Below are 21,392 nucleotides of genomic sequence, written 5' to 3'. Positions count from 1 at the left end.
GTCACACCCGAGGCCGGTTCAACAGCCGGGAGAGCACGATGGCGCTCTCGGTCCGTTCGATGGGAGCTGTGGCGCGCACGCGCTGGATGGCCTGCTCCAGGTGGTGGATGTCCCTGGCGAGCATGTGGACGACCGCGTCGGCGGCGCCGGAGACGGTACAGGCTTCGACCACCTCGGGGATGGCCTCCAGGGCTTGGCGCAGCTCGGCGGGGGTGGGATTGCCGGTGCAGAAGACCTCGACGAAAGCCTCGGTGTGCCAGGCCAAGGCCTGAGGGTCGATGAGAGCGCTGTAACCACGGATCGCGCCCGTCGCCTCCAACCGGTTGAGACGCCGCTTGGCGGCGGGCGCGGACAGCCCCGCCGCCTTGCCGATCTGGGCGTATGTGGCACGTGCGTTGTGCAGCACGTGGCGGATGATCGCTTCATCGATGGCGTCCATGACCCACTCCAGACGTCAGAACCTGGCGGCCCGGCGCAAGTATCAGCCATGAGGCCGCTGAGATTGCAATAAATCGACAGTGGACAGCAGCAAATGGCGATTGCTTGCGCTGTTTGCCCGAACATAGTCTCCGGCTTGTCCTGATGTCACGTGCCGGAAGCAGTGTTGAGATGACAGCGAGCCTGAGCGATGTGGAAGCCTCGGCCCTGGCCGCGGTGGACGAGGCGGCCATCGGCCGGCTGCTGATGGAACTCCTCCTTGTCCCGAGCGTGACGGGGAGCGCCGCGGAGTCCGAGCTTCAGCACGTTCTGGCCCGGCAGCTGGAGCGGATGGACCTCGATGTCGACCTGTGGTCCATGAACCTGCCCGAGCTGCGTGCCCATCCCCACTTTCCCGGCAGCGAGGCCCCGCGCACGGAGTCGTGGGGCCTGGTGGGCGGCACGCGGCCCCAGGGCGACGGGCCGACCCTGGTCCTCCAGGGCCACGTGGACGTCGTCCCTTCCGGGGACCCGGCGCAGTGGGAGGGCGACCCCTTCCGCCCCCGGGCCACCGGGGACGTGGTGCACGCGCGAGGAGCGTGCGACATGAAGGGGGGAGTGGTGGCGATACTCGCCGCCCTGGCCGCGATACGGGCGGCGGGCGCAAGACTGCGCGGCCAGGTGTCCGCGCACTTCGTGGTCAGCGAGGAGGACGGCGGACTCGGAGCGTTCGGCACCCTCCAGCGCGGCCACACCGGTGACGCCTGCATCATCCCGGAACCGACCGGCGGCACGCTCATGACCGCGAACGCCGGCGCCCTGACCTTCCGCATCGAGGTACCCGGCCGCGCCACCCACGGCAGCACCAGATACGTGGGCGTGAGCGCCGTCGACGCCTACCTGCCCATCCACCTCGCGCTCGCCCGCCTCGAAGCGCGCCGCAACACCGGCGCCGACCCGCTCATGTCGGAGTACCCCGTCCCCTACCCGCTGTCCGTCGGCACCGTCCATGCCGGCGACTGGGCCAGCAGCGTGCCCGACCTGCTGGTGGCCGAAGGAAGACTGGGCGTCCGGCTGGACGAGGATCCGGCCCAGGCCCGCACCGAACTGGAGGCGTGCGTGGCCGAAGCCTGCGCGGCCGATCCGTGGCTGCGCTCCCACCCCGCCACGGTGACCTGGCCCGGAGGCCAGTTCGCCAGCGGACGCCTGCCCGCCGGGCACCCGCTGGCAGCCCTGGTCGGCGACGCGCACGCCGACGTCACCGGCGGCCCACGACCACCGGAGCGAGGCGCTCCCTACGGCAGCGACCTGCGGCTGTACTCGGGGGCGGGCATCCCCACGCTGCAGTACGGCCCCGGCGACGTACGCCTCGCACACGGCCCACAGGAACAGGTCCGCGTCAGCGAGATCGTCACTGTCACCCGGGCACTGATCCTCGCCACACTGCGCGCGGTCGGCGCCGACTAGTACCGGTCTTTCATGGGATCTCTTGAGTCGTGCGGGCACTGCACTAAGACATGGCATGTCTGGAACGGCAATAAGGTATTCAGCTCGCAAATTGGGCGCCAATGACTGGAGATGGGGAGCTTACATCCCTTCAACGGGTTGACATGGAGCCGTCACATCACTGAACTTCATGCGTAACACTCGGCGCCTTGGGGCCGGAGTCCCCTCAACCTGGAGTACGCCCATGTCGTCAGGAAGACTGTCCCGCCGCTCGCTGCTGGGTGCGGCGGGGGCCGCTGCGGCCACCACCGCGCTGCCCGTACTCCCCGCGTTGTCCCCTCTGCTCGCGCAGGCTGCAGCCGCGGACGCCCAGACCAATCTCAGCAACCTGGTGAACATGCGGTTCGGTATGTTCAACCACTTCAACCTGGGCACGTTCACCAACGAGGAGTGGGCCGCCCCGAACCAGAGCCCCACTCTGTTCGCGCCCACGGCCGTGGACTGCGAGCAGTGGGCCGCCGCGGCGGCCGCCGCGAAGATGAGCTACGGCATCCTGACGACCAAGCACCACGACGGCTTCGCGTTGTGGCCCAGTGCCTACGGCACCCAGAACGTCGCGAACAGCTCCTACAAGCAGGACGTGGTGAAGGCGTACTGCGATGCTTTCCGGGCGAAGGGGCTGAAGGTCGGGCTCTACTACTCGATCTGGGACCGCACCTACGGCGTCGAGGCGTGGGAGAGCCGGCACGGGGTGTCCGGTCTTGAGATTACCGACGCCATCCAGTCCAGCGACATGACCTTCGTCCTGGGGCAGATCACCGAACTGCTCACCAACTACGGCAAGATCGACCTGTTCGTCACCGACGGCTATGCCTGGCAGATGGGACAGCAGGCCCTCTCCTACCAGCGGATCCGGGAGCACGTGAAGTCGCTCCAGCCGGACATCGTCATGATCGACCACGGTGCGCTGTCGGTGCCGTTCCTCGGTGACGCGATCTACTTCGAGGAGCCGCTCGGCGTTTCCGCGCCGGTCGGGAACACCTACGCCGCCACGCAGGGGCAGACGATCAGCAACGGGTGGTTCTGGCATCCCTCCACACCGACCGAGGGCCTGATGAGCAAGGACGCGATCCTGTCCCATCTGGCGGACCTGGAGCCGAAGTACACCTCGTTCATCCTCAACTGCCCGCCCAACCGCGACGGCAAGCTGGACACCAACATCGTCAACCGGCTCGCCGAGGTCGGGGCGGCCTGGAGCCCCAACACCTCCCGGCCGCCACTGCCGACCCAGATGCCGCGCGCCGAGCATCCCGTGACACCCATCAGCGCCTACGCGACCGGATTCCGCACCGGTGAGGGGCCGCTCAACGCCATTGACGGGTTGAGCGACAAGGGATATGAGACCTGCTGGTCGACGTGGGGACTGTCCGCGGCGCTGCCGCACTCGATCACGATCGACCTGGGCGGTGTCTGGAGCAACGTCTCCACCCTGGAGTACCTGCCCAAGCAGTGGAACCGCAACGACGCCACCGACGGTGACATCACCTCGTACACCATCTCCACCAGCACCGACGGCACGAACTTCACGCAGGTCGCCACCGGCACCTGGGCCGGCGACCGCGCGACCAAGGTGGCCGAATGGCCCGCCCGCAACGCGGGGTTCGTGCGGATCCGGGCCGACGCGGCCACCGGTGGCTACGCCAACATCGGCGGTGTGCACATCGGCGGCAGGACGGCCACCCCCGCCCTGGTGTCCTCCACATTGCCCGGCAACAGCACGGTGTACCAACTGGTCAACCGCAACAGCGGCAAGGTCGCCGACGTGGCGGCCGGGGGCACCACCGACGGCTCCAACGTCCTTCAGTGGCCCTGGCTCAACGCGGCGAACCAGAAGTGGACCTTCACCAACACCGGCGACGGCTACTACAAGGTCAAGGGTGTGGCCAGCGGCCGGCTCATGGAGGTGGCCGGCCTGTCCCGCGACGACGGCGGCAACGTCGGCATCTGGTCGGACGCGTCCGCCCCCCAGCAGCAGTGGGCCGTCACGCCCACCGGTGACGGCTACTACTTCCTCGTCAACCGCTACAGCGGGCTCTGCCTCGCCGTCGACGAGGGCAGCACGGCCGACGGAGCCAACATCGAACAGCAGCCGTACGCGTCACTGACGCGGCAGCAATGGCAGATCATCGCCGTCTGACGCACGCAGTTGCCTCACCCTTGCTGAGGGCCTGGACGCACAGGTCGTCCACCGCGCCTTCCACACAGCCGCCGGACACCGAGCCGGCGGCCGTGCTTGCCCGATGTGATCGGCAGGTCCCGCGCCCGCTCGCCGAACGCGTGATGGACGTGGGCCAGTGTGAGTCCCGATACACCACGCGACAGCTGACCGGAAACGCGAACCGTTGTAGCCTCCGAAGACCGCCCTTGACCTGCGACAAGCAGGCAGGGAGCAGACAACCCGGGAGCTTCGCCATGCTGCGCACCATGTTCAAGTCCAAGATCCACCGCGCCACCGTCACCCAGGCCGACCTGCACTACGTCGGCTCCGTGACCATCGATGCCGACCTCCTCGACGCCGCCGACCTGTTGCCCGGCGAGCTCGTGCACATCGTCGACATCACCAACGGCGCCCGGCTGGAGACGTACGTCATCGAGGGCCAGCGGGGGTCCGGTGTCGTCGGGATCAACGGGGCCGCGGCCCACCTTGTCCATCCCGGAGATCTGGTGATCATCATCAGTTACGCTCAGGTGACCGACGCCGAGGCGCGGGCGCTGCGGCCGAAGGTGGTCCATGTGGACCAGGGAAACCGTATCGTCGCCCTGGGCGCCGACCCGGCCGAGCCGGTGCCGGGTTCGGACCAGGAGCGCAGTCCGCAGGCGGTCACGGTCTGAGCGTCCGGTGAGTCGGCGCGTCCGGCGACCCGATGGACCCGATGGTCCAGAGTTTTCGATGATTCGATGAGGAGTGTGTCGATGAGCGACATCGAGATCCGCGACGACCGACCGGCGGGCCGCCTGGAGGCGGTGGCCGCGGGTGAAGTCGTGGGCCGCATCGAGTACTTCGTGCTGGCCGCGCGCGGACGCGCACTGGTCCCGGTCCACACGATCGTCGAGCCGGCGCACGAGGGAAAGGGCATCGCGGGCTCACTGGCCCGCGAGCTCTACGCCATGGCCGCCCGCGAGGGCATCGACGTGGCCCCGCTCTGCCCGTACGTCGTGAAGTGGGCCGAGCGTCACCCCGCCGAGGCCCCGGCCGCGGACCCCGATCTGCTCCGCGCCGCCAAGGAGTGGCTCGCGGCGAACCCCGGCCGCTTCTGACGTCCACGAGGAAGGGGCCCTCCGTCCCGTGCTGGCACTCCTGCACACCTCGCCCCTGCACATCCCGGTGTTCGACGCCCTGCGCGACGAGGACCACCCGGGCCTGGAACTCGTCCACTTGGTGTACGAGGACCTGCTGGCCCGGGCCCGCGCAGAGGGCCCCGACGCGGTGTCCGACGAGGTCCGGGCCGTACTGGACCAGGCTGCCGCAGCCGGCGCCGCCGCCGTGCTCTGCACCTGCTCCTCCATCGGCGGTGTCGCGGAGGCCGCCGCCGAGGAGGTCGGGGTGCCCGTGCTGCGGGTCGACCGTCCGATGGCCGCAGCGGCGGTGGCCATCGGCCCGGGGGTGGTCGTCGTCGCGACCTCGGAGAGCACGTTCGGGCCCACGGTGGCCCTGGTCGAGGAGGAGGCGCGGCGCGCCGGGCTCCCCGTCGACGTACGGCAACTGTTCGTGGAGGGCGCCTGGGCCCTCTTCCAGGCGGGCGACATGGACGGCTACGTCCGGTCGGTGGCCGACGCGGTGGATACCCTCCCCGGAGACAAGACCGACGCGATCATCCTCGCCCAGGCCTCCATGACCCCGGCGCAGCTGCTGGCCACCACCACCGTTCCGGTGCTGTCCAGCCCCCGGCCGGGGCTGGCGGCGGGCGCGGCGGCGACCCGTACGGCCCCCTAGGTGAGTGGGGGCGCGTACGCCGGGTACGCGGGGGAGAAGTCCAGAGCCGACGCATCCCCTGGCTGGAGGACACCATGACGCAACCGGACCCGCACCCCGTACCGCCGAGCCCCACCCCGGGCCCCTTCCCGGACCCGACCCCGGGCCCCCCGCCGGGCCCCGACCCGACACCCCCGCTCCCCCCGGACCCCATCCCGCAACCCCCGGGCCCCGAACCAACCCCCGACCCGGAACCGGGCCCCCCGCTGTCCTGAACGCCGAGCAGGAAAGCGCCCCTTGAGGGGCGCGGGGAACTGCGCGACCAGCCCCCACCGACCCGCACCAAAAACCGATACCCCCGACCCGGCCGCCCCGCGCCCCCGCGACAGGGGGCGGGGGGACCGGTCCGGGGGCAAATGGCAATCCGCCAACCGACCCGCAGCGAACCGCCAGCCCAACCCGTGGAGCGCCTAGCCGGCGACCTCGGACCGGTCCCCACCCCACAGCGTGTGGAACGCACCCTCACGATCCGTGCGCCGGTAGGTGTGCGCCCCGAAGAAGTCCCGCTGCCCCTGCGTAAGCGCCGCGGGCAACCGCTCCGCACGCAGCGCGTCGTAGTACGCGAGCGCCGCCGCGAACCCCGGCGTCGGGACACCCTGCCGCGTCGCCGCGACCAGCACCTCGCGCCAGTCGTCCTGCGCCGCCGCGATCTCCTGCGCGAACGTGTCGTCGGACAGCAGGCTCGGCAGGTCGGCCCGCGCGTCGTACGCGGCGCGGATCCGGTCCAGGAAGGCCGCCCGGATGATGCAGCCGCCGCGCCAGAGCGCGGAGACCGCGCCGAGGTCGATGTTCCAGTCGTACTCGGCCCCGCCCGCCGCGATCTCGTGGAACCCCTGCGTGTACGACACGATCTTCGACGCGTACAGCGCCTGCTCGACACGGTCGGCGAACGCCGCCGCCTCCGACTCGCTCAGCGGGGTCGCCTTCGGGCCCGCCAGTCCGCGCGAGGCCTCACGCAGCGACGCGTGACCGGACAGCGAGCGCGCGAAGACCGCCTCGGCGATACCCGACACGGGGACGCCGAGGTCCAGGGCGATCTGGACCGTCCAGCGGCCGGTGCCCTTCTGCTCGGCCTGGTCCACCACCACGTCCACGAACGGCTTGCCCGTCGCCGCGTCCACGTGCGACAGCACCTCGGCGGTGATCTCGATCAGGTAGGAGTCGAGCCGGCCCGTGTTCCAGGTGCGGAAGATGTCGGCGATCTGCGCGGGGGAGTACCCGGCGACATCGCGCAGCAGCTGGTACGCCTCACCGATCAGCTGCATGTCGGCGTACTCGATGCCGTTGTGCACCATCTTCACGAAGTGCCCGGCGCCGTCGGGACCCACGTGGGAGACGCAGGGGGTGCCGTCGGCCGCCTTCGCGGAGATCTTCTCCAGCATCGGACCGAGGGAGTCGTACGACTCGACCGGGCCGCCCGGCATGATGCTCGGGCCGAGCAGCGCGCCCTCCTCGCCGCCCGAGACACCCATGCCGACGAAGTGGATGCCCTGCTCGCGCAGGTCGCGCTCCCGGCGCCGGGTGTCCGCGAAGTGCGCGTTGCCGCCGTCGATGATCATGTCGCCGGGCTCCAGGAGCGGGGCGAACTCCTGGATCACCGCGTCGGTCGGCTCACCGGCCTTCACCATGACGACCAGACGCCGCGGCCGTTCCAGCGCCGCCACGAACTCCTTGGCGGTGTCGGCCGCGATGAAGTCGCCCTCGGTCCCGAACTCCTCGACCAGAGCGTGCGTACGCGCCGCCGTCCGGTTGTGCAACGCGACCGTGTAGCCGTTGCGCGCGAAGTTGCGGGCGAGGTTGCGGCCCATCACCGCGAGTCCCGTGACGCCGATCTGGGCTGAGTTGCTCATGCGGATGACTCCTAGTGGGTCCTGGAAAACGGTGGTGCCGGTGGGTCCTGGAATCGGTGGTGCCTGTTCCTGCTCGCCAGTATTGCCCTTCGGGCCATCCTGACGTGCCGGTACGCCGACCGCACATCCGGGTCCATCGTTCCTGCGTACGCAGATACGGACCAGGACCCCCACCTGCCTCAGCGTTCACACAACCGGCCCGTATTCCAGGCCACTTCGGTGCGCCCCCGGGCGCTCTTCGGCCGTACGGAGGCTGATTTGCCGTCTTGTCATGGCCTGTTCCCAGCACATACTTTTGCGACTTCGGGCAAAGCTGAGGGGGGCTCTTCCATGGCCGTACGCGGCAAGCACCGCCGGTACCAGCCGAACAGAATCAACCGGGCCTCTCTCACCGTCACCGCGGGCAGCGCGGGTATCGCGCTCCCCTTCGTCGGCGCCGGAGCGGCGGACGCGGCTGACGCGGCGACCTGGAACAAGGTCGCCGCCTGCGAGTCCACGAACAACTGGCACATCAACACCGGCAACGGGTACTACGGCGGGCTCCAGTTCACCCAGTCCACCTGGGAGGCGTACGGCGGCACGGCCTACGCGGGACGCGCGGATCTGGCCACCAGGGACCAGCAGATAGCCGTGGCCGAGAAGGTGCTCGATGGGCAGGGCCCCGGCGCCTGGCCCGCCTGTTCGGTTCGCGCCGGGCTCACGCGTGGCGGCGACACTCCCGACATCAGGCCCGCCGGCGGCGCGGATAACAGGCCCCAGCACACCGTCCGTGACGTGAAGCCCCAGACCACGCCCCAGTCCCGGGCGGGCACCGCCGAGATGTACACCGTCGTGCACGGCGACACCCTCTCCGGCATCGCCGACGAGCGGGACGTCCGGGGCGGCTGGCGGAGGCTGTACGCCGCCAACCGCACGACGGTCGGCGCCGATCCCGACCTGATCGTCCCCGGCCAGCGACTCAGCCTCCGTACGAAGGCCGCACCGCACGCGCCCGCCCACACGGAGCCCGCGCGCAAGTCGAAGACCGAGTCCAGGACGAAGGCAAAGATCAGGCCCAGGCCGGAGAAGGCCGCCCCTTCGCGCCCGGCCGAGAAGGTTGCCGAGCCCAAGGCCCCCAGGACCGACGCCACGCTCACTGCGCCCGTCAGCGCCGGGACCGGGACGCCGTACCACAAGTCGGGTTCCTCCTGGTCGAAGGGCTACCACACGGGCGTCGACTTCCCGGTGCCCACCGGGACCTCCGTGAAGGCGATCGGGGCGGGCGAGGTCGTCGAGGCCGGGTGGGGCGGGTCGTTCGGCTACCAGGTGGTGATCCGGCACGCCGACGGGCGCTACTCGCAGTACGCGCATCTGTCCGCGATCTCCGTGCGGGCCGGCGGCTCGGTGTCGGCCGGACAGCGCATCGGGCGCTCCGGCTCCACCGGCAACAGCACGGGCCCGCATCTGCACTTCGAGGTGCGGACGGGGCCCGGCTTCGGCAGTGACATCGACCCGGTGGCCTATCTCAGGGCCGGCGGCGTCAGGATCTGACCCGCGTACGGTGCCGGTCCCGGACGGGTACCGGGATCGGCACGTAGGGGATGCCGTAGAAGGCCCCGTAGGGGATGGGGGCTTCTGCAAGTTCGTCCAGCGTGGGCCCCGCGCTCACCGCTGCCTTCTCCTCGCGTCCGGCCTCGGCCTGTTCCGGTACCGCGAGTGCCGGAACAGCGGAGACAGGTGAAGCAGACGAAGCAGGTGCAGCAGGGGAAGGAAAGGCGGACGGCGGTGTGTCGGTGTGCGGGGCGTGCTGCAGCCGCTCCGTGGTGAGCAGGATCAGGCCGCCGGCCGCGACCACTCCGCAGCTCAGCGCGAGGATGGTGCCCGTGGTGCCGTACCGGAACGTTTCCCCGAACATCGTGATGCCGACCGCCGCCGCCACCACGGGGTTGACGACCGTCAGGGTCGCCAGCGGAGCCGCGAGGCCGCCGCCCCGGTAGGCCGCCTGCGAGAGCAGCAGACCGGACGCACCCAGTACGGCGATCAGCGCCAGCGTGGGCAGGTCCGCGGCCGTGAGACCCCCGGTCCAGTCCACGGCGACCACCTTTGTGAACACCGACGACATACCGAAGGCGATACCGGACGCGACCGCGAGCAGCGTGCTGCGCACCGCCGGATGCCGGTGCGCGGCGCGGCCCGCCACCATCAGCGTCACCACCGCCGCGCCGCTGACCACGGCCAGCAGCACCCGATGGGTGGTGCCCAGGGACTGCGCCTCGGACGTGCCCACCAGGGACAGCAGACCCGCGAGTCCGATCGTCGCCATGATCGCGCCCCGCCAGGCGGTCGCCCCGGCCTTGCGGCGCACGAACAGGGCCGCCATCGGCAGCGCGAACACAATGGTCAGGGCGCCCATCGGCTGGACGACACTCAGCGGCCCGTACGCCAGCGCCACGACGTGCAGCACTCCGCCGAAGCCGTTCAGCGCCACGGCGGCCCACCACACCGGCCTGCGCATCGGCGCGTAGGACGTGCCGTGTTCGGAGTCCGCGACCCGCTCCTGCACGATCGCCCCGCCGGCGTAGGCGACGGCGGAGACGAGCGACAGCAGGATGGACAACGCGAGGGCGCTCATGAGCAACTCCTCTGCGTGCGGCGTGGGCCAGTGACCCGGCGCGGCGAACGGTCGGCTTCCATAGTCACCACGATCCCCCCTCGCGCGCGTCCGCGCGTCGTACCAGAGCACTCAATGAGTCCTACTACCGATGGAGTACGCCGGGCCGCACGTCCTCCCCAGGGTGGGTGACGCGGGGATGACGCTGCTGCTCTCGGCCGCCGCCCGACCTGGTACTACTGCCTGTCGTGGACCTCGACCCCCATCTCACGGCGCTGCGAGAGCTCGGCGGCTTCTTCGTACTACGCACGGCCGGAGACTCCCTCGACCCCGCGCCGACACTCGCGCAGGCATACGCCCGTCGCGAAGAGGACGTTTACCCGGATTCCATAACTTTCCGTGTCCGAACCGTGGCGGACCGTCTCCGCACGTCCGAGCCACGGGTCTCCGCGTCGATCGCCCAACAGGCCCTCGCGGCCAGACTGTGGTCCATCGCGCTCGGCTGCGCCGTCCTGTACGACCACGTCCCCGACCTCGACCCCCGACTGCTCCACTGGGACGCCGCGTCGAGCGCCCCCGACGACCTGTGGCTGGCGGACGTACGGCCCCGGGCGGCCGACGCGGCGACGGTCGCGGATCTCGTCGTACGACGGCACCTCGAGCCTCTCAACGCCGCCCTGTACGCCCGGTACGGCGTCGCCGAGGGCCTGCTGTGGGGCAACGCGGGCTCCGCCCTGGCCGGCGCGGCCCGCGAACTCGGCCGCCGGTCGCACGGCGCGCGCGCCCTCGCCGCCGAACTGTTCGCCCACCCGCGCCTCGCCCCGACGGGAACGTTCACCGGCACCTCCTTCCGGCGGCGCAGTTGCTGCCTCTACTACCGGGTGCCCGGCGGCGGAGTCTGCGGCGACTGCTGCTTCACCAGGACCCCATGGTCTTCCCCGGACGCCACATCTGGGTGACCATGTGGGAACCAACCGCCGAGACAGGGAGTTTTGGGTGCGAGTGGGCCTGCTGACCCGGGAGTACCCGCCGGATGTGTACGGCGGCGCGGGCGTTCATGTCGAGTTCCTGGCCCGGGAGTTGGGCGCCCTCACCGACCTGGAGGTGCACTGCTGGGGCGAGGGCCGCGGCACCGGCGTCATCCGCCACCGGCCCTGGTCGGCGCTCGACGGGAGCAACGACGCCCTGCGCACCTTCTCCACGGACCTGTCCATCGCCGCCGCCCTCGAAGGCCGCGAACTCGTCCACTCCCACACCTGGTACGCCAATCTCGCCGGCCACTTCGCCAAGCTGCTGTACGGCGTCCCGCACGTCATGACCGCGCACTCCCTGGAGCCCCTGCGCCCCTGGAAGGCCGAGCAACTCGGCGGCGGATACGCCCTGTCGAGCTGGGCCGAGCGCACCGCGATCGAGGCCGCCGACGCCGTGGTCGCCGTGTCCGGGGCCATGCGCGAGGACATCCTCGCCTGCTACCCGGCCCTCGACCCGGCCACCGTCCACGTCGTGCACAACGGCATCGACACCACCCTCTACCAGCCCGACCACGGCACGGAGGCCCTCACCCGGATCGGCGTCGACCCGGCCCGGCCCTACGTCCTGTTCGTCGGCCGCATCACCCGCCAGAAGGGCGTGCCCCATCTGCTGCGCGCGGTACGGGACATCGATCCGGCGGCCCAGGTCGTCCTGTGCGCGGGCGCTCCCGACACTCCGGAGATCGACCGGGAGTTCCGCGAACTCTTCCAGGAGCTGAGCGCCGTACGCGAGGGCGTCTTCTGGATCCCGCAGATGCTGCCGCGTCCGGACGTCATCCAACTCCTCACCCACGCCGCCGTGTTCGTCTGCCCTTCGGTGTACGAGCCGCTGGGCATCGTGAACCTGGAGGCGATGGCCTGCGGGACTCCCGTCGTGGCCTCGCGGGTCGGGGGCATCCCCGAGGTGGTCGAGGACGGGAAGACCGGGGTGCTGGTGTCCCTCGACGACGACCCCGGAGTCTTCGAGGCGGACCTCGCCCGTGCCCTGGACTCCGTGCTCGGTGACCCGGAGGCCGCGCGCCGCATGGGGGACGCCGGACGGGAGCGCGCGGTGGGCGAGTTCGGCTGGGACGCGGTGGCCCGGCGGACGGTGAGGCTCTATGAGGAGATCCTCAAACATGGTCAACAGGCTTAGCCCGACCGGCGTACGGGAAGGCATCGTGCACAACCACGGTGAGGGGAGCGGCGATGCGTCGTGGTGGGCCGTCTGTGCTCGGGATCGTGCTGGCGGGTGGAGAGGGCAAACGCCTGATGCCGCTGACCGCTGACCGGGCCAAACCAGCGGTGACCTTTGGCGGAACGTATCGCCTGGTCGACTTCGTCCTGTCCAATCTCGTCAACGCCGACATCATGCGCATCTGCGTGCTCACGCAGTACAAGTCGCACTCGCTGGACCGGCACATCACCACCACTTGGCGGATGTCCAGTCTGCTCGGCAACTACGTCACCCCGGTCCCCGCCCAGCAGCGCCTCGGCCCGCGCTGGTACCTCGGCAGCGCCGACGCCATCCTCCAGTCCCTCAACCTGGTCCACGACGAACAGCCCGACTACGTCGCCGTGTTCGGCGCCGACCACGTGTACCGCATGGACCCGCGCCAGATGCTCGGCCAGCACATCGAGAGCGGCGCCGGGGTCACCGTCGCCGGCATACGGGTGCCGCGCGCCGAGTCGTCGTCCTTCGGCGTGATCAGTCCCGGCTCGGACGGCCAGACCGTGGAGGGCTTCCTGGAGAAGCCCGCCGACCCGCCCGGCCTGCCCGACGACCCGTCGTCCGTGTTCGCCTCGATGGGCAACTACATCTTCACGACCAAGGCGCTGATAGAGGCCCTCCAGCGGGACGCCGAGGACGGTGACTCCGTCCATGACATGGGCGGTTCGATACTGCCCGCGCTCACGGACCGGGGCGAGGCCCAGCTGTACGACTTCAGCGAGAACCACGTCCCCGGCGAGACCACCCGCGACCAGGGCTACTGGCGGGACGTCGGCACGCTCGACGCGTACTACGACGCCCACATGGATCTGATCGCCGAGCGCCCCGCGTTCAACCTCTACAACCGCAGCTGGCCCCTCTACACGCACTCCGGCCAGTTGTCGCCCGCCCGCTTCAACGCCGGCGGCATCGCCAGTGAGTCGATCATCAGCGCGGGCTGTCTGATCCGGGGCCAGGTCACGCGCTCGGTCCTCTCGCCCGGGGTGCGCGTCGATCCGGGTGCTGTGGTGCAGGGGTCGATCCTGCACGACAACGTGCGCATCGGGCGGGGCGCGATCGTGCGCGGAGCCGTCCTGGACAAGAATGTCGAGGTCCCGCCGGGCGCGACGATCGGCGTCAACCCGGAGCGGGACGCTGAGCTGTACACCGTCTCCAAGGGCGGGGTGATCGGCCTGGGGAAGGGCCAGCACGTGTCGTAGGCACAGGTGTGTCTCCACGCCGACGGCCCCGGTGAGTCCGTGCTCACCGGGGCCGTCGGCGTGTCCGGGGCCCCCGAGTGAGCCGAACGGGCTGTTGCCGTACGGCCGCGAGGTGACCGTACGGGCCGTCGCGCGGATCGGAGCGTCCGGCGAGGAACGGATCCGGCACCCGGCCCACCGGCCCGACCCGCACGGAGGTCCCTGCTGTGAGATGGATGCTGCGAACCGCCGGGGCGGTGACGGCCGCCGCCCTGTTCGCGGGGGTGCTCGCCGCCCCGGCCGCCCATGCCCGCGACGGTCGGCTCACCGATCTCGTCAACCCGTTCATCGGCACGGAGAACGAGGGCAACACCTTCCCCGGCGCGACCGTGCCCTTCGGCATGGTGCAACTGTCGCCCGACACCGGCCACAAGACCGGTTACCGCTACTCCCAGACCCGTATCCGGGGCTTCTCCCTCGTCCACCTCTCCGGCGTCGGCTGCCGTATCGGCGGCGACCTGCCCGTGCTGCCCACGACCGGCGACATCACGAGCACCGACTACGCGGCCTACGCCGCCGAGTACGGCCACGAGGGCGAGTCGGCGAGCCCCGGCTACTACCGGGTCGGCCTGAAGTCGGGCATCGACGCCGAGCTGACGGCGACCGCCCGCACCGGCGTCCAGCGCTACACCTTCCCGGCGACCACGCAGGCCAACGTGCTGCTCAACGCGGGCCAGTCGCTGCACACGAAGGTGGCGAGCCGGGTCGAGATCCTCGACGACCGGACCGTGCGCACGACGATCACCGGCTCGGGCTTCTGCCGGGGCACCAACCCGTACACCGTCCACACGATCACCCGCTTCGACCGCCCCTTCACGGCGTACGGCACCTGGGACGGCACGACAGTCACCGGCGGCTCCCGGACCGGGGGCGACGGCGCCTACGTCCGCTTCGACACGACGGACGGGGACCGCACCGTCGAGGCGACCACCGCACTGTCGTACGTCGACGCGGCCGGCGCGGCCGGCAATCTGCGCGCCGAGGGCGGACGCCCGTTCGACGAGGTGCGGGAGGCGGCCCGGGAAGCCTGGGAGGCGCGCCTGGACGACGTGGGCGTGACCGGCGGCACGGACACGCTGCGCCGGACCTTCTACTCGTCCCTGTACCGCAGTTTCCTCGCCCCCAACATCGGCAGCGACGCCGACGGCCGCTACACCGGCTGGGATCTGAAGGTCCACCGCGCGCGGGACTTCACGTACTACCAGAACTGGTCCCTGTGGGACACCTACCGCACCCAGGCACAGCTCCTGTCGCTGCTCGCGCCGCGCGAGGCCCGGGACATGGCGCTCTCCGTGCTGAAGATCGACGAGGAGGGCGGCTGGCTGCCCAAGTGGGGCTACGGCACGGTCGAGACCAACATCATGACCGGCGATCCGGTCACCCCCTTCCTCACCCACGCCTACCAGCAGGGCCTGCTGCACGGCCACGAGGAGCGGGCCTACCGCGCCCTGAAGAAGAACGCCGACGGTGTGCCCCCGACCGCCGTGCCCATGCTGGGGCGCGAGGCGAACCGCGAGTACATCGAGAACGGTTTCGCGCCCTACCTCAAGGGCCGTGCGCGCACCAAGCCCGGCGACTCGGACTACCACTGGGGCGCGTCCGTGACCCTCGAGTACGCCCTGTCCGACGCGATGCTGGCGCAGATGGCCCGCGAACTGGGCCACGAGGCCGACGCCGACCGCTACGCGGACCGGGCGCGGAGCTACCGCCAGGTCTTCGACCCGGTGACCGGGTTCTTCCGGCCCCGGGACGGCTCGGGCGCCTTCACCGGTGACCCCGATCCGGCCAAGGGCGAGGGGTTCCACGAGGGCACGGCCTGGCAGTACCAGTGGCTGGTTCCGCAGGACCTGCCGGGCCTGGTGGACCTGCTCGGCGGCAGACAGGCGGCCAACGACCGGCTCGACGCCTTCTTCGCGTACGACAAGCTGAAGGCGGACCCGGCGGGGACGGCCCGCGACGTGTGGGTGAACGGGCCGTACGCCTACTACAACGCGGACAAGTACAACCCGCAGAACGAGGTCGACCTCACCGCCCCCTACACCTACCTCTCCACCGGACAGCCCTGGAAGACGACCGAGGTCGTGCACGCCGCGCTGACCCTCTACACGGACGGCCCGACGGGGATGACCGGGAACGACGACATGGGCACCATGTCCGCCTGGCACGTCCTGTCCGCGCTCGGGATCTTCCCGGTGCAGCCCGGCTACGACACCTGGGGCCTGTCCACTCCGGTCTTCGACCGGGTCGACCTCACCCTCGACCCCCGCTACTACCCGCTCGGCGCCCTCACTCTCACCGCACCGGGTACGTCGGACAGCCGACGGTACGTCCAGTCGGTGGCCGTCGACGGATCTTCCTACAGCCGTACGTATGTGACGAGCGGGATGCTGAAGGGCGCGCGCTCGCTCGAGTTCACGGTCGGCCCGGAGCCGTCCGGGTGGGGAACGGACGCGGACGCGGCGCCGCCCGCCCTGAATCAGGCCCCCGTGCGGTAGGGAGTAATCCCGTGAGTCACCGGCGTCCCGCCGCTCTCGAAGCGGCGGGACGTAATCCGTTGTTAACTGTGCGTAGCTTGATCGTACTTGACCGTAATCGCTCGCTAGCGATTGACTGCTGACCTACCCGTCGTCGACGCGAGAGTGATCCCTTGACCTCTGAGACCTCGGACCTGCTCGCCCCCCTCGACCTGGCGTTCTGGCACCTCGACTCCGACCTGCACCCCATGCACCTGGGCGCACTCGGCGTCTTCCCCGCGAGCTCGCCCACCGCCGGAGCACACGCGGCCGACCTCCTCGCCGCCCGCGCCCCCGCCGTACCCGGACTGCGCATGCGCATCCGGGACGTCTGGCAGCCCCGGCTCCCGCTGGCCTTCGGGGGCGCCACCCGTGAACCCGCACCGAACTTCGACCCGCTCGACCACGTCCGGCTGCACGCACCCACCGCGGACTTCCACGCCGAGGCCGGACGGCTCATGCAACGCTCCCTGCAACGCGGCCGGCCGCCCTGGGAAGCGCATGTGCTGCCCGCCGAGGACGGCACCTCCTTCGCCGTGCTCTTCAAGTTCCACCACGCCCTCGCCGACGGCCTGCGCGCACTGACCCTCGCCGCCGGCGTCATGGACCCCCTCGACCTGCCCGCGCCCCGCCCGCGCCCCGAACCGCCGGCCACCAAGCCCTTCCCGGACATGCGCAAGCTGCCCGGCCTGGTCCGCGACGCCTTCTCCGACGTCGGCCGCGCCCTGGACATCGGCGCCTCCGTCGCCCGCTCCGGCCTGCACAGCCTGGGTACGCGCTCGTCGGCGGCGCTCGTCGCCGAACCGACCGGCACCCGCCGCACCGCCGGGGTCGCCGTCGACCTCGACGACGTCCACCAGGTGCGCAAGACCGTCGGCGGGACCGTGAACGACGTACTCATCGCCGTCGTCGCCGGAGCCCTGCGGCGCTGGCTCGACGAACGCGGCGACGGCAGCGAGGGCGTCGCCCCGCGCGCCCTCATCCCCGTCTCCAAACGGCGCCCGCGCACCGCGCATCCGCAGGGCAACCGGCTCTCCGGATATCTGATGCGCCTGCCCGTCGACGATCCGGACCCGCTCGGGCGCCTCGCCGCCGTACGCAGGGCCATGGACCGCAACAAGGACGCCGGACCCGGACGGGGCGCCGGCGCGGTCGCGCTGCTCGCCGACCATGTGCCGCCGCTCGCACACCGGATCGGCGGGCCGCTGGTCAAACAGGCCGCCCGGCTCTGGTTCGACATCCTCGTCACCAGCGTGCCGCTGCCCAGCCTCGGCCTGAAACTCGGCGGCAACCCGCTCACCGAGGTCTACCCCTTCGCACCGCTCGCCCAGGGCCAGTCGCTCGCGGTCGCCATCTCGACCTACCGCGGGCAGGTCCACTTCGGGCTCGTCGCGGACGCCGAGGCCGTCCCCGACCTCGACCGGTTCGCCGCCGCTCTGTCCGCGGAGGTGGAGACGCTGGTCACCGCCTGCACCCTGTGACCCGCGTCATGATCGTCGCGGGTTTGGTCCCTGGGCCGGGGCTTCCGTAAAATCGCCTGTTCGAGAGCTGGCGCGGTCCGAGCGCCGCGAAGGCGACCCAGGGAACGGCAGCGCGATGACGGTGACAGAGGACGGCCCGACGGCCGTGGACGGCATGGACGACGTGGCGGACGTCTCCTACGGTCCCGGCATCGACCCCGAGCGCATGGCCGTCTGCCTCAGCGTGCTCGAGGAACTCGACAAGCTGGACGTCGACCACCCCGACGCCATCGCCGTGCGCCGCGCCACCGCCGGTGTCTACCGCACGGTCAAGCAGCGGCGCCGACAGGAACGCCGGGCCTCCAAGACCGCCCACGACAAGGCGGTCACCGAGGCCACGGCCACCGGCTCCGCCCAGCGCATCGACGACGAGACCGAGGGCATCCTGCCGTCGTCGGTGACCCAGGAGGGGCAGATCGCGGGGATACTCCAGCGCCCCCGCTCCTGCTACACCTGCAAGACCCGCTACGTCGAGGTCGACTACTTCTACCACCAGCTCTGCCAGAACTGCGCCGCCGAGAACCGCGCCCGCCGCGACGCCCGCACCGACCTCACCGGCAAGCGCGCGCTCCTCACCGGCGGCCGGGCCAAGATCGGCATGTACATCGCGCTGCGGCTGCTGCGCGACGGCGCGCACACCACGATCACCACGCGGTTCCCCAAGGACGCCATCCGCCGCTTCAAGGCCATGGACGACTCGGCGGACTGGCTGCACCGCCTGGAGATCGTCGGCACCGACCTGCGCGACCCCGCCCAGGTCGTCGCCCTCGCCGACCGGATCGCCGAACAGGGGACCCTCGACATCCTGATCAACAACGCGACCCAGACGGTACGACGGCTCCCCTCCGCCTACGCCGCGCTGGTCGAGGCCGAGAGCGCCCCGCTGCCCGCCGGTGAGCTGCCTGCCCACCACGTCATCGGCGCCTTCAACTCCGGCGCGGTCGACGGACTTGCCGCGCTGCCCGTCGGGATCAGCGGCATCGACGCCCAGCAGGTCGCCGACCTCGCTCTGGTCGCCGGCAACGCCAGCGTCGCCCGGCACCTCGACGGCACCGCCATCGACGCGGGGGGTCTGGTTCCCGACGTGGTCGACACCAACACCTGGGTGCAGACCATCGAGCAGATCTCCCCGGTGGAGCTCCTCGAGACGCAGCTGTGCAACTACACGGCGCCGTTCATCCTGATCAGCAAGCTGCGGCCGGTGATGGCGGGGGCGGCGCGTGCGGCGGCGAGCGGGCGCGCGTATGTCGTCAACGTGTCGGCGATGGAAGGGGTGTTCGGGCGCGGGTACAAGGGTGCGGGGCATCCGAACACGAACGCGGCGAAGGCCGCGATGAACATGGTGACGCGGACCAGTGCGCAGGAGATGTTCGAGGCGGACGGGATTCTGATGACCTCGGTCGACACGGGGTGGATCACGGACGAGCGTCCCCATTACGACAAGCTTCGGTTGGCTGACGAGGGGTTTCATGCGCCGCTCGATCTTGTCGATGGGGCGGCTCGGGTCTACGACCCGATCGTGCGGGGTGAGGCGGGGGAGGATCTGTACGGGGTCTTCATGAAGGATTACGCGCCTGGTAAGTGGTAGGTGGTTGAGGGGTCGTGGGGCGTCTGCGGGACGGTGGGGGCTTGTCGCGCAGTTCCCCGCGCCCCTAGGTGGGTTCGTGTCGCCGTAGGTGTTCATGAACCGGGGATTTCGCTGCCGTATGCGCTGGGCGGGCTCGGGTTCCTCCGTCTATCAGGAGGTCTGTTCCTGTTACCCATTCGGCTGCGTCCGAGGCCAGCCAGAGGACTGCTTGGGCGACGTCCTCGGGTTCGCCGATGCGGCCGAGTGGTAAGCCGGGGTTCTCGGTGTGTTGCCAGACGAAGCGGGCCATTTCCGTTCGTACCAGGCCGGGGGAGACTGAGTTGACCCGTACTCGTGGGGCCAGTTCGCCTGCGAGTTGTTGGGTGAGGTGGAGGAGGGCCGCCTTGCTGGTGCCGTACGCGCCCACGTTGGGGCCGACATGTGTGGCGCCCTCCGTGCAGATGTTGATCACGGTGCCGCCGTGTTCGCGCATCCAGGCCCGCCATGCGCACTGCGTCAGCCGCAGTGGAGCCTCGACGTTGAGTGTGAACGCCTCGCGCCAGAGGTCCGGGTCGGCGTCCATGAGTGGGCCGTAGGGCTGGTTGGTCGCCGCGTTGTTCACAAGGATGTCGAGCCGCCCGAACGTGTCGAGTGTGAACTCGGTCAACGCCGGCAGGTGGGCCGGGTCGGCGACATCGCCCGCCAGCCCGACACCGCCGAGTTCCTCGGCGGCCCGTCGTACCCCGGCCGGATCCCGGGCCGTCACGCACACCCGGGCCCCCGCCCGTACCAGTGCCGCGGCGACGGCCAGTCCGATCCCGCGGGTGCCCCCGGTGACCAGGGCGACGCGCCCATCGAGTCCGTGCGGTGACGTCATCCGCGTACCGTCTCATGACGGACCGTCAGCCGACAGACCCTGGGCGTACGGGGCACACGGGTACGTCGGTTGGGCCGTACGGGTGATGGTCAAATCGCCCTCCAGGTAACAAACAACCGCAGATTATGGCTGAATGAACACTGGGTGACTTGAGTTCTTTACCCCTTGTTTTCAGCCCCATCGAGCGGGCGCCCGCTCATTTGGTTAATACTGGTCCGGACGGGCAGCACGACGGGTTCCACCCACACCCACGGTCCGTCACCGGCGCCACCGCGTCCTGACTGTTCTTGACCCACGCCCGAAGGGACATGGAGCGGCCGGCACCAGACTGGTCCCGAATGCCCTGAGGGTGACCCGACACATAAGGAGTGCGCGGTGACACCGGAGAAGACGAATCTCGAACAAGGCCCTGAGGAACGCACGGCGGCCCCCGGCGACCGGAGCGAGCGGCTCGGCAGCCTCGACGTGTGGGCCAGGTCGGCCCCGATCCGCCTGGCGGGCTACGAGGACGACCTCGCCGAGCCCCACATCCTGCCCAGCGTCGACTGACGCACCCACAGGACCCTCGAGATCGTTGTCGGCATGGGCGTGCCAGACTCGCGCCCATGCTGATCATCAGGGGAGCCGCGGCCGACGACTGGCCGCGGATCTGGCCGTTCTGGCACCGCATCGTGGCCGCCGCAGACACCTATACCTGGGACCCGGACACCTCCGAGGAAGCGGCCCGCGCACTGTGGATGAGCCCGGCCAAGCGCGTGTACGTCGCCGAGGACGGCGCCGGAGACATCGTCGGCTCCGCCTACCTCACCCCCAACTACGCCGGCCCCGCCGCCCGGATCGCCAACGCCGGCTTCATGGTCGACCCCGACCGCGGCGGACGTGGCATCGGCCGCGCCCTCGCCGAGCACGTCCTGGGCGAGGCCGAGGCCCACGGCTATCGGGGCATGGTCTTCAACGCCGTCGTCGAGACCAACCCGGCGGTCAGGCTGTGGACTTCGCTGGGCTTCACGATCCTCGGCACGGTCCCGGACGCGTTCGAGCATCCCCGGGACGGCCGAGTGGGCCTGCACATCATGTACAAAGCACTCGGCGACTGACAG

At 70.5% G+C, this 21,392-nt stretch carries 18 protein-coding genes and 1 pseudogene; 14 read left to right on the top strand and 5 right to left on the bottom strand.

The window, feature by feature from the left end:
* Position 1: 1 nt before the first annotated feature.
* Positions 2-439 carry an Lrp/AsnC family transcriptional regulator gene (locus tag ABZ855_RS06080; RefSeq protein WP_360801647.1) on the bottom strand — a complete coding sequence of 146 codons (438 nt, stop codon included), beginning with the start codon at positions 437-439 and terminating at the stop codon, positions 2-4.
* Positions 440-609: 170 nt separating this feature from the next.
* Here ABZ855_RS06080 and ABZ855_RS06075 point away from each other — a divergent pair, with 170 nt between their 5' ends.
* Both ABZ855_RS06075 and ABZ855_RS06070 read left to right on the top strand, forming a co-directional pair.
* Positions 610-1,884 (top strand): ArgE/DapE family deacylase, encoded by a 1,275-nt coding sequence (locus ABZ855_RS06075; protein WP_360801644.1) that lies wholly within the window; start codon positions 610-612, stop codon positions 1,882-1,884.
* Positions 1,885-2,107: 223 nt separating this feature from the next.
* Positions 2,108-4,060, top strand: a complete 1,953-nt coding sequence (locus tag ABZ855_RS06070; RefSeq protein ID WP_360801641.1) for an alpha-L-fucosidase — start codon at positions 2,108-2,110, stop codon at positions 4,058-4,060.
* Between the two features lie 13 nt (positions 4,061-4,073).
* On the opposite strand, the pseudogene ABZ855_RS06065 reads toward ABZ855_RS06070, so the two are convergent.
* Positions 4,074-4,154 (bottom strand): annotated as a pseudogene (locus ABZ855_RS06065) (XdhC family protein); the annotation flags it as partial.
* 181 nt (positions 4,155-4,335) lie between these two features.
* Between ABZ855_RS06065 and panD the strand changes: the two are divergent.
* The 3 genes from panD to ABZ855_RS06050 all read left to right on the top strand — a co-directional run bounded on the left by panD (position 4,336) and on the right by ABZ855_RS06050 (position 5,857).
* Positions 4,336-4,755: an aspartate 1-decarboxylase gene (gene panD / locus ABZ855_RS06060; RefSeq protein ID WP_360801638.1), complete on the top strand. Its 420-nt coding sequence runs from the start codon at positions 4,336-4,338 to the stop codon at positions 4,753-4,755.
* 81 nt (positions 4,756-4,836) lie between these two features.
* Positions 4,837-5,181: a GNAT family N-acetyltransferase gene (locus ABZ855_RS06055; protein WP_360801635.1), complete on the top strand. Its 345-nt coding sequence runs from the start codon at positions 4,837-4,839 to the stop codon at positions 5,179-5,181.
* 28 nt (positions 5,182-5,209) lie between these two features.
* Complete coding sequence (locus tag ABZ855_RS06050; protein ID WP_360801632.1) at positions 5,210-5,857, top strand: aspartate/glutamate racemase family protein; 648 nt, start codon at positions 5,210-5,212, stop codon at positions 5,855-5,857.
* 449 nt (positions 5,858-6,306) lie between these two features.
* On the opposite strand, the gene gndA is transcribed toward ABZ855_RS06050, so the two are convergent.
* Positions 6,307-7,746 (bottom strand): NADP-dependent phosphogluconate dehydrogenase, encoded by a 1,440-nt coding sequence (gene gndA, locus ABZ855_RS06045; protein ID WP_360801629.1) that lies wholly within the window; start codon positions 7,744-7,746, stop codon positions 6,307-6,309.
* Between the two features lie 330 nt (positions 7,747-8,076).
* Between gndA and ABZ855_RS06040 the strand changes: the two genes are divergently transcribed.
* Entirely contained in the window at positions 8,077-9,276 is a 1,200-nt protein-coding gene (locus ABZ855_RS06040) for a transglycosylase family protein (RefSeq protein WP_360801626.1), read from the top strand.
* Here the strand turns inward: ABZ855_RS06040 and ABZ855_RS06035 are convergent.
* Positions 9,266-10,357: a DMT family transporter gene (locus ABZ855_RS06035; RefSeq protein ID WP_360801623.1), complete on the bottom strand. Its 1,092-nt coding sequence runs from the start codon at positions 10,355-10,357 to the stop codon at positions 9,266-9,268. The two genes, ABZ855_RS06040 and ABZ855_RS06035, sit on opposite strands and share 11 nt — an antisense overlap.
* A 227-nt stretch (positions 10,358-10,584) precedes the next feature.
* Between ABZ855_RS06035 and ABZ855_RS06030 the strand changes: the two genes are divergently transcribed.
* From ABZ855_RS06030 to ABZ855_RS06005, 6 genes are all read left to right on the top strand, one after another.
* Positions 10,585-11,295, top strand: coding sequence for a (2Fe-2S)-binding protein (locus ABZ855_RS06030; RefSeq protein ID WP_360801620.1), 711 nt, complete (start codon positions 10,585-10,587; stop codon positions 11,293-11,295).
* A 37-nt stretch (positions 11,296-11,332) separates the two neighbouring features.
* Positions 11,333-12,502: a glycogen synthase gene (glgA, locus tag ABZ855_RS06025; protein ID WP_360801617.1), complete on the top strand. Its 1,170-nt coding sequence runs from the start codon at positions 11,333-11,335 to the stop codon at positions 12,500-12,502.
* 53 nt (positions 12,503-12,555) lie between these two features.
* Positions 12,556-13,776, top strand: a complete 1,221-nt coding sequence (gene glgC, locus ABZ855_RS06020) for a glucose-1-phosphate adenylyltransferase (protein WP_360801614.1) — start codon at positions 12,556-12,558, stop codon at positions 13,774-13,776.
* 215 nt (positions 13,777-13,991) lie between these two features.
* A complete protein-coding gene (locus tag ABZ855_RS06015; RefSeq protein ID WP_360801611.1) occupies positions 13,992-16,310 on the top strand; it encodes a GH92 family glycosyl hydrolase in 2,319 nt (772 codons plus the stop codon).
* Between the two features lie 152 nt (positions 16,311-16,462).
* A complete protein-coding gene (locus ABZ855_RS06010) occupies positions 16,463-17,809 on the top strand; it encodes a wax ester/triacylglycerol synthase family O-acyltransferase (protein ID WP_360801608.1) in 1,347 nt (448 codons plus the stop codon).
* Between the two features lie 115 nt (positions 17,810-17,924).
* Positions 17,925-19,436, top strand: coding sequence for an SDR family NAD(P)-dependent oxidoreductase (locus ABZ855_RS06005; RefSeq protein ID WP_360801605.1), 1,512 nt, complete (start codon positions 17,925-17,927; stop codon positions 19,434-19,436).
* 64 nt (positions 19,437-19,500) lie between these two features.
* Here the strand turns inward: ABZ855_RS06005 and ABZ855_RS06000 are convergent, their stop codons facing one another.
* Positions 19,501-20,292: an SDR family oxidoreductase gene (locus ABZ855_RS06000; protein WP_360801602.1), complete on the bottom strand. Its 792-nt coding sequence runs from the start codon at positions 20,290-20,292 to the stop codon at positions 19,501-19,503.
* Between the two features lie 375 nt (positions 20,293-20,667).
* On the opposite strand from ABZ855_RS06000, the gene ABZ855_RS05995 reads away from it, so the two are divergent.
* Both ABZ855_RS05995 and ABZ855_RS05990 read left to right on the top strand, forming a co-directional pair.
* Positions 20,668-20,841 (top strand): hypothetical protein, encoded by a 174-nt coding sequence (locus tag ABZ855_RS05995; RefSeq protein WP_319201864.1) that lies wholly within the window; start codon positions 20,668-20,670, stop codon positions 20,839-20,841.
* A 59-nt stretch (positions 20,842-20,900) separates the two neighbouring features.
* On the top strand, positions 20,901-21,389 hold the full coding sequence (locus tag ABZ855_RS05990; RefSeq protein ID WP_360801878.1) for a GNAT family N-acetyltransferase: 489 nt from the start codon (positions 20,901-20,903) through the stop codon (positions 21,387-21,389).
* Positions 21,390-21,392: the final 3 nt, after the last annotated feature.

Source organism: Streptomyces sp. NPDC047042 (assembly GCF_040644035.1).
GTDB lineage: Bacteria > Actinomycetota > Actinomycetes > Streptomycetales > Streptomycetaceae > Streptomyces.
Note: the sequence above shows the minus strand (reverse complement) of the source record. Positions and strands in the feature narration are given on the sequence as shown.

Coding starts and splice junctions, on each gene's coding strand:
- ABZ855_RS06070 (WP_360801641.1), top strand. CDS start 2,108: ATGTCGTCAGGAAGACTGTCCCGCCGCTCGCTGCTGGGTGCGGCGGGG.
- ABZ855_RS06000 (WP_360801602.1), bottom strand. CDS start 20,292: ATGACGTCACCGCACGGACTCGATGGGCGCGTCGCCCTGGTCACCGGG.
- ABZ855_RS06015 (WP_360801611.1), top strand. CDS start 13,992: ATGCTGCGAACCGCCGGGGCGGTGACGGCCGCCGCCCTGTTCGCGGGG.
- ABZ855_RS06005 (WP_360801605.1), top strand. CDS start 17,925: ATGACGGTGACAGAGGACGGCCCGACGGCCGTGGACGGCATGGACGAC.
- ABZ855_RS06075 (WP_360801644.1), top strand. CDS start 610: ATGACAGCGAGCCTGAGCGATGTGGAAGCCTCGGCCCTGGCCGCGGTG.
- panD (WP_360801638.1), top strand. CDS start 4,336: ATGCTGCGCACCATGTTCAAGTCCAAGATCCACCGCGCCACCGTCACC.
- ABZ855_RS06040 (WP_360801626.1), top strand. CDS start 8,077: ATGGCCGTACGCGGCAAGCACCGCCGGTACCAGCCGAACAGAATCAAC.
- ABZ855_RS06035 (WP_360801623.1), bottom strand. CDS start 10,357: ATGAGCGCCCTCGCGTTGTCCATCCTGCTGTCGCTCGTCTCCGCCGTC.
- ABZ855_RS06080 (WP_360801647.1), bottom strand. CDS start 439: ATGGACGCCATCGATGAAGCGATCATCCGCCACGTGCTGCACAACGCA.
- gndA (WP_360801629.1), bottom strand. CDS start 7,746: ATGAGCAACTCAGCCCAGATCGGCGTCACGGGACTCGCGGTGATGGGC.
- ABZ855_RS06055 (WP_360801635.1), top strand. CDS start 4,837: ATGAGCGACATCGAGATCCGCGACGACCGACCGGCGGGCCGCCTGGAG.
- glgC (WP_360801614.1), top strand. CDS start 12,556: ATGCGTCGTGGTGGGCCGTCTGTGCTCGGGATCGTGCTGGCGGGTGGA.